Origin of the sequence: Gordonia sp. (in: high G+C Gram-positive bacteria), from assembly GCF_049299075.1 — a bacterium.
Lineage (GTDB): Bacteria > Actinomycetota > Actinomycetes > Mycobacteriales > Mycobacteriaceae > Gordonia.
Genome location: NZ_JBAQWU010000325.1, coordinates 1 through 10,515 on the forward strand (window position 1 = coordinate 1; position 10,515 = coordinate 10,515).

A 10,515-nucleotide genomic window follows, 5' to 3' on the forward strand; every position below is an offset into this window, starting at 1 on the left:
GCACATCGGCGGCGGCGGGGATCGCGGAGGCTTCGGGCGGCAGACTGGTCACCCGTCGATTATGGCCGTACCCGGAAGCGGATAGGCTTCTGGTGTCCGGCCGATCGGGTCGGCACCGGAACCGTGAGAGAAATTGGGGTCCCCCACGTGAAGTCGACGATCGCCGGAATCGACCTTCCAGACGGCGCATTCGCCGCCGTGGTCACCGACGCCCTTGCTCGTGTGGAAGACCTTCTGCTGACTGAACTCTCGTCCGGCGATGAGGTGCTCGCTGAGGTGGCCACCCACCTGGCGAAGGCCGGCGGCAAGCGGTTTCGTCCGATGTTCGCCATTCTCGCCTCCCACTTTGGCCCCGAACCGGTGAGTGACGACGTGATTACCGCGGCCACGGTCGTGGAGATGATCCACCTCGCGACGCTCTATCACGACGACGTCATGGACGAGGCGCCGGTGCGCCGCGGCGCCCAGAGCGCTAATGCGCGCTGGAGCAATTCGATCGCCATCCTGGGCGGCGACTTCTTGTTCGCTCGCGCTTCGCGACTGGTCTCCACGCTCGGTCCGGACTTCGTCCGGATCATCGCCGAGACGTTCGCCGAACTGGTCACCGGCCAGATGCGCGAAACCGTCGGTGCGCGCGGAACCGATGCCGTCGACCACTACCTGAAGGTTGTGTGGGAGAAGACCGGCTCGTTGATCGCCGCGGCCGGCCGCTTCGGCGCGATGACCGCGGGCGCCGCCCCCGAAAGAATCGAGTCGCTGGCCAAGGTCGGCGACATCGTCGGTGTGGCCTTCCAGGTCTCCGACGACCTCATCGACATCGCCTCGCCCACCGACGACAGCGGTAAGACCCCGGGCACTGACCTTCGCGAGGGCGTCCACACCCTGCCGGTCCTGCTCGCACTGACCGGCGACGGCCCGGACAGTGCACGCCTGCGTGAGCTGCTGCTGGACCCGGCGACGGGCGCGGCCACCCCGCTGACCGACGATGCCCAGGTGACTGAGGCACTCGAGTTGTTGGTGGCGTCGGCGGGTATGGACGCTGCCCGCGCGCGCTTGGCCCAGATGGCGGAGCAGGCGCACGCTGAGCTCGCCACCTTGCCCGCTGGCCCAGCCCGCGATGCGTTCAGCTCGCTGGTCGACTACACGGTGCAGCGCGTCGGCTGACCGTCCGCATCGCGGTGGGAACTCGTTGCGGTCTGCCGGACGTTCTCCAGGTGAGACGGCCGGTGCGCGGCGTCGTGCCACTATTGGTGGCAGTCTCAGGAGGAGTGACGAGTGTTTAACGGATTGAAGACCGCCATCCTGATGGGTGTCATGTCGGCCATCATCGTCGGCATCGGCGGGGTGATCAGTGCCTCGACCGGCAACCGGATGTTCCTGTGGCTTGCGGTGCTCATGGCGATCGGCACCAACGCGTACGCGTATTTCAATAGCAAGAAGCTGTCGCTGAAGGCGATGCACGCGCAGGCGGTCACCGAGGTGCAGGCCCCCGAGCTGTATGCGATGGTTCGGGAGCTGGCCACCCGGGCCGGTCAGCCGATGCCGGAGCTGTACATCAGTCCCACCGAGTCCCCTAATGCGTTCGCCACCGGGCGCAACCCGAAAAACGCGGCAGTCTGCTGCACGTCGGGCATCCTGGAGTTGCTCGACGCGCGTGAGCTGCGCGCGGTGATCGGGCACGAGCTCAGCCACGTCTACAACCGCGACATCTTGATCAGCTCGGTGGCCGGTGCGATGGCCGCGGTGATCAGCGGTCTGGCCAACTTCGCGATGATTGCCGGGATGTTCGGTGGCAACCGCCAGGGCGGTGCCAATCCGCTCGCGATGATCCTGATCGCCGTGCTCGGCCCGATCTCGGCGGCGGTGATCCAGATGTCGATTTCCCGGTCCCGGGAATTGCAGGCCGACAAGTCCGGCGCCGAACTCAGTGGTGACCCGCTTGGCTTGGCTTCGGCCCTGAATAAGATTTCCGGCGGCATCAACGCCGCTCCGCTGCCGCCCACGCCGCAGTTGGAATCGCAATCACACATGATGATCGCGAGCCCGTTCCGGGGCGGTCAGGCAATGAGCAAGCTGTTTTCCACGCACCCGCCGACCGCCGAGCGCGTCGCACGTCTGCACGAGATGGCGGCCAGCGGCGGCCAGAAGTACTGATCGTGGTCAGTCGCCGAGGATCTCGATCTGGGCGGCGACCATGGGGGTGCGGCACTGGTCGCAGTCCAGGCGAGGGACCAGCAGGTGGTCGCCGTGGTGCCACGTCATCGCCGGCCCTTCGGGGCGGGAGTACCAGCGTTCAGCCCAGTGCAGGGTGGTCGCGACGATGGGAAAGAACGCTTGGCCCTTGGCGGTCAACCGGTATTCGCGATGGCCTTCGGGGGAAGTCGTGACGCGCAATAGGCCGTAGTCAAGGAGTGTGCGCAGCCGCTCGGTCAAGATGTTGGACGGTATCCGCAGTGTCGACTCGAACATCGAGTATCGGTGGACACCCTGCAACGCGGCGCCGATCACGACCGCCGACCAGCGGTTGCCGAATACCGCCATGGTCTCGGGAAAGGATTCGGCGACGCGCGAGGTCCGGCTTCGGCGTCGGGTGGTGGTCGTCGGCACCGATCGTGTCCAGCCGCCCGACGGACCCCATTCGGCGCGCACCGCACTGCGATCGGTGGTCTCGCCGCACGTGGCGCAGACCAGGAGTGGATGGAACTGTGCTCCGCACGCTAGGTGGCGTCGTCCCGGGAGGGTGCCGGGCCGATGCTGCGCCCACCGATCCTCCCACGACCAGATCGCCAGCAGTATCGGCCACGTCCCACGCCCCTGCGGGGTCAGCAGATACTCCGCGCGGATCGGGTTCTGCTGGTAGATCCGGCGGATCAGGAGGCCTTCGTCGGCGAGCAGAGACAGCCGCGCGGCCAGGCTCGCGGCCGAGACCGGAAGTAGCTTCTGAAAGTCGGCGAACCGGGTGGCGCCGCCGTGCGCGGCGCGGAGCAGTTGCAACGACCACTCGTCGCCCAGTACGCCGAGACCCCGCGCGATAGCGTTCGGCTCGGAGGGCGGTACCGGGGCAGAAGTCATGCCGGTCAGCCTAGCGACACGCGCCTCAGCCAGCGCTTTCCGGCCGTTCGAGGAGCACCGCGCTCCCCAGGCCCGCCGCGCCACTGACCGCGGCCACGCCCCAGCGGCCGTCGCGCCGCTCCATTTCCTGCGCGCAGCCGCCGATCATGATGGCGCCGGTGGCACCGAAGGCATGGCCCATGGCCATGGTTCCCCCGTTCGGGTTCATCCGATCGTCCCCGGACGCTGCGTCGATGCCCAGATCCCGCTCGAACCGCAGGCAGAGGGCGGAGAACGCCTCGGCGAACTCGAAGCAGGCGACGTCGTCGGCCCGCAGCCCGGCCCGCGCAAATACCGCTTCGACGGCGTCCTGACCGGCCGTGAGCATCTGCACCGGATGGCCGGCCCGGGCGGCGGCACCGGCGATGCGGGCGCGAGGACGCAAGCCGGCCGCGACACCCGCTTCCCAGGTGGCGATCACGAGAAGGGCTGCACCATCGGCCATCGCGGGCGAGGTGCCCGCAGTATGCAGGTGGTTGATGCTGCCCAGTTCGGGGAAGTCGCGCAGCGCTAGCGCATCCTGGCCGTCGGCGCCGAGCCCGGCGAAGGCCGGGGCGAGGTTGGCCAGTGACTCCATGGTGGTGGCCGGTCGCACTAGTTCGTCGGCGCTCATCGGATCTGCCCCGGTGCGCGGGACCGGAGTGGTCTCGGCGGCGAAGCGCCCCGCGGTCCAGGCGGCCGCGGCCCGATGCTGCGACCGTGCCCCGTAGGCGTCGAGCTCGGGGCGGGTGAAGCCTTCCAGTCCGGCGTTGAGGTCGGCGGCCACACCCATATGGATGGAGCCGATGCGCTCGACGACGGCCGGATCGGCCCACAGGGGGCCGCGGTCGGAAAAGATCGGCACCCGCGATGCGCTTTCGACGCCGCCAGCAACGACGAGATCGGCATCGCCGGCTTTGATCCGAGCGGCGGCGGTCGCGACGGCATCGATGCCGGAGGCGCAGAAGCGGTTCACCATCATCCCGGGCACTCGGTTGCCCCAGTCAGCTAAGAGTGTTGCCACGCGCGCCGGATTGGCGCCCTGTTCGCCGACCTGGGATGCGCAACCCAGCACCACATCGTCAACCGAGTGGGGGTCCAGGCCGCGCTCGGTCAGCGCGCGCATCAGATGAACTACCAGATCGGTGGCGGTGTACTCGTGCAGGCCACCCGAGGAGGAGGCTTTGCCGCGCGGTGTGCGTGCGTACTCGAATATCCAGGCGTCGCGGGTGTGGGTCGGGGTGCGGGTCATTGGTGCCCTTCCGGAGCCACGGGTGGAGTAATTGACAGAGTCACTTTGATAGTTATAGTGACATACATCATCCAGTCGCGCACCTTCCGGCGGCGACGACCACTTTCCAACTGCGACGACCACTCTCCAACTGCGACGACAAGGAGCACCTACCGAGATGACTTCCATCTGGATGCTGGGCGGCTATCAGACTGATTTCGCCCGCAATTGGCACCGAGAAGGCCGCGACTTCGCGGACCTGACAACCGAAGCGGTGACCGAGACCTGCGCGGCGGCCGGGATCGGACCGGACGCTGTGGAGGTGATTCATGTGGCGAACGCCTTCGGGCAGTTGTTCACCGGGCAGGGGCACCTCGGCGCGATGCCCGCGACGGTGATCGACGACCTCTGGGGCATTCCGGCCACCCGCCACGAAGCTGCCTGCGCGTCGGGCGGCACCGCATTGCTCGCGGCGATGGCAGATCTGGAGGCGGGTCGCTACGACGTCGCGCTGGTGCTCGGTGTCGAACTGGAGAAGACGGTGCCGGGCGATCAGGCGGCCGCCTACCTGGGTGCGGCAGCGTGGACCGGGCATGAGGGGGAGCAGGCCAAATACATGTGGCCGTTTATGTTCGCGGAAATGGCCGACGAGTACGACCGCCGGTACGGTCTCGACGATGCGCACCTGCGCCGCATCGGTGAAATCAACTTCGCCAACGCGCGCGTCAACCCGAAGGCGCAGACGCGGAATTGGACCGAACTGTCGTTCACCGACGACGATGCCCGCAACCCGCTGGTGGAGGGACGGCTGCGGCGCCTCGACTGCAGTCAGATCACCGACGGTGCGGCGGGCGTGATCTTGGTGAGTGACCGGTATCGCACGGCGCACCCGCAGGCCGCGCCGTGGGCGCAGGTCACCGGCTGGGGGCACACCACCGCGGGTCTGTCGCTGGAAAGCAAGCTGGGTCGCCGACACGAGGGTCCTTACCTGCTTCCGCACCTGCGCAAAGCCATCACCGATGCGATGTCCCGGGCTCGGGTGGAACTCAACGATGTGGACGGTATGGAGATCCACGACTGCTTCTCGATGAGCGAATACCTCACGATCGACCATCTCGGTCTCACCGAGCCCGGCCGCTCGTACCAAGCCGTGGACAACGGCGACATCGAACGCGACGGTCGGCTGCCCATCAATCCCAGCGGTGGCCTGCTCGGCGGCGGCCACCCGGTCGGTGCGAGCGGAATCCGCATGCTGCTCGACGCCGCCGCCCAGGTCTCCGGCCGCGCGGGCGAAACGCAGGTGGAGAACGCCTCCACGTTCGGCACGGTGAACTTCGGCGGCAGTACCGCCACCTGCGTCGCCCTCGTCTGTACCAGCGCCGCCCCCTGACCCCCCGACTCATGCAACGCGAAAGAAAGAACGTAAGGACAGCATCATGGTGACCAATGTGGACGTGGTGGAGCGAATGATCACCACCATTCCCGACGACGACGACCATCCCTATCGCAGCGGTCCCTGGCGGCCGCAGCAAGCGGAGTTCAACGCCGACGACCTGGCCGTCGTGGAGGGGACGATCCCCGCGGATCTCGACGGCGTCTACCTGCGCAATACCGAGAACCCGCTGCACATGCCGATCCACCAGTACCATCCCTTCGACGGGGACGGCATGGTCCATATGGTGGGATTCCGCGATGGGACTGCGTTCTATCGCAACCGATTCGTTCGGACCGACGGGCTGGCCGCCGAGCAGGAGGCCGGCCGGTCCTTGTGGGCCGGAATCGCCGAGTCGCCGACCGTCTCCGATCGCCGCGACGGCGTCGGTGCTCGCGGGTTTCTCAAAGACTCGTCCAGTACCGATGTCACGATCTTCCGGGGCGAAGCACTCACCAGCTACTACCAGTGCGGTGATCTGTACCGGATGGACCCGCTGACCGGACAGGCGCGCGGCCGGGCGGACTTCAACGGCTCGTTCCCCGCCGAACTCGGCGTCTCGGCACACCCGAAAAACGACGACCGCACCGGTGAACTGCTCTTCTTCAACTACGGCAAGCAATCGCCGTATATGCACTACGGGGTCGTCGACGCCAACAACGATCTCGCCCAGTACGTGCCGATCGAACTGCCCGGCCCGCGTCTGCCGCATGACATGGCGTTCACCGAAAACTATGTGATCGTCAACGATTTCCCGCTCTTCTGGGACGCCGAGCTGTTGCGCGCCGGTCATCATGTGCCCAAGCTGCACGATCTACCTTCGCGGTTCGGCATTCTCCCGCGGCACGGCGACCCGTCGCAGATCCGCTGGTTCGAGGCCGATCCCACGTATGTCCTGCACTTCACCAATGCCTTCGAAGACGGCGACGAAGTGGTGCTCGACGGCTTCTTCCAGCACGACCCCGATCCCAGCCTGGCCGATTCAGCACACCTACCCAAGGCGTTGCGGCCGTTCCGTTTCTTGGCGCTGAACCGGATGCAGACGCGGCTGCACCGCTGGCGCTTCAATCTGGCGACCGGCGCGGTCCGGGAGGAATCGCTCACCGACACCGTCAGCGAGTTCGGCATGATGAACGCGGACTATCTGACCACGGACTACCGGTACGCCTATGCCGCCACCGGCAAACCGGACTGGTTTTTGTTCGACGGACTGGTTCGGCATGACGTCCAGACCGGAAGCGAAGAGCATTACTCGTTCGGCGACGGGGTGTTCGCCAGCGAAACCAGCGTGGCGCCCAAAGTGGGATCGACCGCCGAAGAGGACGCTTACCTGGTCACGATCACCACCGACATGAACCAGAACGCCTCATTCGCGGTGGTCTTCGATGCGGCGCGGCTCGCCGACGGCCCGGTGTGCCGGGTCAAGCTGCCCGAACGGGTGTCGTCGGGCACTCATTCGGCCTGGGCCCCCGGGTCGGAGTTGCGCCGCTGGCGCAGTACCGAACGTGCGGGCGACGCGGTGGAGGCGATCTGATGCGGAGCCTGCTCAATCAGCTTGCGCTGCCCGTGGTCGCGGCACCGATGTTCTTGGTCTCCGGGCCGGATCTGGTGATCGCCGCCGGCCGGGCGGGCATCCTTGGCGCTTTCCCGACCCAGAACTGCCGGACGACCGCCGACCTGGAGCAATGGCTGCAGACCATCACCGACGGGCTCACTGTCGAGGGGCGAACCCTCCCGTGGGCGGTCAACCTGGTGACTCATCGCACCAACGCCCGGCTGGCGGACGACCTCGCGGTGGTGGCGCGGTTCCGGCCGCCGGTGGTGGTGACCGCGCTGGGTTCCCCGAAGCCGGTGCTTGAGGCGGTCCACGGGTACGGCGGACTGGTGATCGCCGATGTCGCGGATCTTCCGATGGCGCGCAAGGCCGCCGCCGCCGGTGTCGACGGCCTCGCCTGCATCTCTGCTGGCGCGGGCGGACACACCGGCGCCCTTTCGCCGTTTGCTTTCACTGCCGCGGTGCGTGAGTTCTTCGACGGGCTGCTGATCATCGGTGGGGGAATCTCCGACGGGTACGGCATCGCGGGGGCTGTCGCGGCGGGCGCCGATCTGGTCTACATGGGCACGTCGTTCCTGGCCGCCGAGGAGAGCCTGGCGGTCACCGGCTACAAGCAGATGGTGGTCGACTGCGGCATTGACGATCTGATTGTCAGCGCCGCCATCACCGGTACGCCGGCGTCGTGGCTGCGCCCGAGCCTGGTCGTCAACGGCCTGGACCCCGATCGCCTCGATGAGGCCGAGCGTGAGCGCAACTATCAGGCCGCCGGCGCGGTCGGCCGCTGGAAAGACTTGTGGGCGGCCGGCCAAGGTCTGGGTGCGGTTACCGAAATCCAACCGGTCGGCGCCATCGTCGACCGCCTCACCGATCAATACCAGCAGGCAGCCGCCAGGCTCGTGCGCCCATCTCTGGAAGGAAGCATCCATGCTTGATTTCGCCGCCGGGCTCTACTCGCCCGACAAAATCGCCCGGTTCCGTGCCCTCGGGGCGTGGACCGATGACACCGTCGATCAGATCTTCACCGACCGCGTGGCGGAATACCCCGACAAGATAGCGCTCGTCGATCCCGCCAACAATGTGGCGCTGGTCGGTACGGCGCCGCGCCGGCTCACCTGGCGCGAACTGGACGACGAGGTGACGGCGCTGGCCGCACGGCTCCTCGAGTCCGGAGTGAGAGTCGGTGACGTCATCGGAGTGCAACTGCCCAACGGCGTGGAGTTGGTGGAGCTGTATTTGGCCGCGTGGCGGATCGGCGCCGTCGTCTCACCGCTGGCTATGCAGTATCGGGAGCACGAACTGCTCGGCATGGGAAGCGCTGCTGGATTCGCCATGCTGGTCACGGTCCCGGATTTCGCCGGCCGCGCGATGGCCGCCGAAGCCGTCGGGGCCGCAGCGCAGATCCCCGGGCTGCGCGTGGTGGCGACGTTGACCTCCGAACCGGTCGGTGAGCCGCTCGCCGGTGTGCTCTCGCTGGTGTCGTCGACGGCGACCGACGCCGACCGTGCCGCGGTCGCGGCGCACGGCTACGTCGCCGACCCGAACCATCCGATCACCATCTGCTGGACCTCCGGTACCGAAAGCGCTCCCAAAGGTGTGCCGCGCGCCCACTACGACTGGCTCTCATTCACGTGGGCTGGCGTCGACGCGCCACGCCTGACGGCCGACGACGTCTTGCTCAATCCGTTCCCGATGATCAACATGGCCGCCTTCGTTGGCAAACTGCTGCCATGGCTGCGGACCGGGTCGACTCTGGTGCAGCATCACCCCTTCGATGCGCCGACGTTCTTCGGGCAGATCGCCAGCGAGCGGGTGACCTATACCGTCGCACCGCCCGCACTGCTGCTGATGCTCTTGCGTAACGAGCAGTTGCGCAGCCAGATCGATCTGTCGAGCCTGACCCGCGTCGGTTCCGGTTCGGCGCCGCTGCAGCCGGTCACCGTGCGTGGCTGGCAGGAGGAGATGGGCATTGCGGTGATCAACTTCTTCGGCTCCAACGAGGGCATCGGTCTGCTGTCGAGCCCAGAGGACTTCCCGGACCCGACCAACCGGGCCATGTACTTCCCGCGGTATGGCGCCGAGAACGTGCAGTGGGCGTCGCGTGTCAGCGAGTGGATCAGCATCAAGCTGATCGACGAGGAGACCGGTGAGGTGATCGACGAGCCAGGCAAGCCCGGTGAGCTCTACATCGACGGACCGATGGTTTTCGCGGGCTATCTGAACGGTGAGCAACTGGCCAACCCGTTCGACGCCGACGGGTACTTGCGCTCCGGCGAGATCTTCGAGATCGCCGGCGAGCAGAACCAGTACCTGCGCTATGTGGACCGGGCCAAAGACCTCATTGTGCGGGGCGGCATGAACATCGCGCCGGCCGAGATCGAAGCCTTGCTCAGCGATCATCCGGCCGTCGCGGAGGTGGCAGTGATCGGCCGCCCATGCGAGGTGATGGGAGAGCGCGTGCATGTGGTGGCAGCGCTGCTGCCGGAGGCGGAACTGACCCTGGCCGAGGCCTCCGACTTTTTGCGTCAGCGCAACATCGCCTCGTACAAGCTGCCCGAAAGCCTCGAGATTCTCCCCGAGCTACCGCGCAACCCGGTGGGCAAGCTCCTCAAGAGGAACCTCCGCAGCGCGCTGGTTAAGTAGTGCGCTGCCGACAGTAAACTCGGCCGCATGGTGATGGCCGAACGTCCGGAAGTACAAACGGCCAGTGCTCCGGTCACGGCGTGGACGCTGGTGGGTTTGGGTGGGAATCTGCTCACCGGGCTGGCGCAGGTGCCGTTCCGTCGCCCGTGGGAAGGCCCCGGTAACCATCTCGAGAACGTCGGTCAGGCGGTCACCCGCCAGGTCATCCGCAACTTCATGGGTTACTCGCTGGGGCTGCCCATCGACGAGTTTCGGTCGGTGGAGAGGGTCGTCGACAACATTTGTCGGGTGGTGATGCCGCCGTTCGTCGAGAATCTGAACGAGGTGGAACTCACCGACGACGTCGTGGCCGGGGTGCCCGGGGTGTGGTGTCGCGCGCGGGCGAGTTCGGATGAGTGCGTCGACCCCGCGGACCGCAAAGCGCCAATCCGGGCCACCATCGTCTACCTGCCCGGTGGTGGCTACATCGGCACCACCCCCCATGATGTATTCGGCTTTCGTCTCGTCGCTGGTGCGGGTGACCGGTGCCGAAGTCTTTGTCGCCGACTACCGCAAAGCCCCCGAGTT

The 10,515-nt window shown here is 66.8% G+C and carries 8 protein-coding genes and 1 pseudogene; 7 read left to right on the forward strand and 2 right to left on the reverse strand.

Annotated elements, in window-relative coordinates; all coding sequences use genetic code 11:
* The first annotated feature begins 147 nt into the window (after positions 1-147).
* On the forward strand, positions 148-1,164 hold the full coding sequence (locus WAW85_RS10040) for a polyprenyl synthetase family protein (RefSeq protein WP_422559473.1): 1,017 nt from the start codon (positions 148-150) through the stop codon (positions 1,162-1,164).
* 111 nt (positions 1,165-1,275) lie between these two features.
* Complete coding sequence (gene htpX, locus WAW85_RS10045; RefSeq protein ID WP_422559474.1) at positions 1,276-2,154, forward strand: zinc metalloprotease HtpX; 879 nt, start codon at positions 1,276-1,278, stop codon at positions 2,152-2,154.
* 6 nt (positions 2,155-2,160) lie between these two features.
* On the opposite strand, the gene WAW85_RS10050 is transcribed toward htpX, so the two are convergent.
* Positions 2,161-3,072 (reverse strand): winged helix-turn-helix transcriptional regulator, encoded by a 912-nt coding sequence (locus WAW85_RS10050; RefSeq protein WP_422559475.1) that lies wholly within the window; start codon positions 3,070-3,072, stop codon positions 2,161-2,163.
* A gap of 25 nt (positions 3,073-3,097) precedes the next feature.
* Complete coding sequence (locus WAW85_RS10055) at positions 3,098-4,342, reverse strand: acetyl-CoA C-acyltransferase (protein ID WP_422559476.1); 1,245 nt, start codon at positions 4,340-4,342, stop codon at positions 3,098-3,100.
* A gap of 157 nt (positions 4,343-4,499) precedes the next feature.
* On the opposite strand from WAW85_RS10055, the gene WAW85_RS10060 reads away from it, so the two are divergent.
* The 5 genes and pseudogenes from WAW85_RS10060 to WAW85_RS10080 form a co-directional block, all read left to right on the forward strand.
* Positions 4,500-5,711: an acetyl-CoA acetyltransferase gene (locus WAW85_RS10060; protein WP_422559477.1), complete on the forward strand. Its 1,212-nt coding sequence runs from the start codon at positions 4,500-4,502 to the stop codon at positions 5,709-5,711.
* A gap of 46 nt (positions 5,712-5,757) precedes the next feature.
* Positions 5,758-7,287 (forward strand): carotenoid oxygenase family protein, encoded by a 1,530-nt coding sequence (locus tag WAW85_RS10065; RefSeq protein WP_422559478.1) that lies wholly within the window; start codon positions 5,758-5,760, stop codon positions 7,285-7,287.
* Positions 7,287-8,240, forward strand: coding sequence for an NAD(P)H-dependent flavin oxidoreductase (locus WAW85_RS10070; RefSeq protein WP_422559479.1), 954 nt, complete (start codon positions 7,287-7,289; stop codon positions 8,238-8,240). The genes WAW85_RS10065 and WAW85_RS10070 overlap by 1 nt, the downstream gene beginning before the upstream one ends.
* Positions 8,233-9,948 carry a class I adenylate-forming enzyme family protein gene (locus WAW85_RS10075; protein WP_422559480.1) on the forward strand — a complete coding sequence of 572 codons (1,716 nt, stop codon included), beginning with the start codon at positions 8,233-8,235 and terminating at the stop codon, positions 9,946-9,948. The genes WAW85_RS10070 and WAW85_RS10075 overlap by 8 nt, the downstream gene beginning before the upstream one ends.
* A gap of 27 nt (positions 9,949-9,975) precedes the next feature.
* Positions 9,976-10,515, forward strand: a pseudogene (locus WAW85_RS10080) (alpha/beta hydrolase); the annotation flags it as partial.

Bases quoted from the DNA above. Each gene is read 5' to 3' on its own strand.
- WAW85_RS10050 (WP_422559475.1), bottom strand. From the start codon at position 3,072: ATGACTTCTGCCCCGGTACCGCCCTCCGAGCCGAACGCTATCGCGCGG.
- WAW85_RS10055 (WP_422559476.1), bottom strand. From the start codon at position 4,342: ATGACCCGCACCCCGACCCACACCCGCGACGCCTGGATATTCGAGTAC.
- WAW85_RS10060 (WP_422559477.1), top strand. From the start codon at position 4,500: ATGACTTCCATCTGGATGCTGGGCGGCTATCAGACTGATTTCGCCCGC.
- WAW85_RS10065 (WP_422559478.1), top strand. From the start codon at position 5,758: ATGGTGACCAATGTGGACGTGGTGGAGCGAATGATCACCACCATTCCC.
- WAW85_RS10070 (WP_422559479.1), top strand. From the start codon at position 7,287: ATGCGGAGCCTGCTCAATCAGCTTGCGCTGCCCGTGGTCGCGGCACCG.
- WAW85_RS10075 (WP_422559480.1), top strand. From the start codon at position 8,233: ATGCTTGATTTCGCCGCCGGGCTCTACTCGCCCGACAAAATCGCCCGG.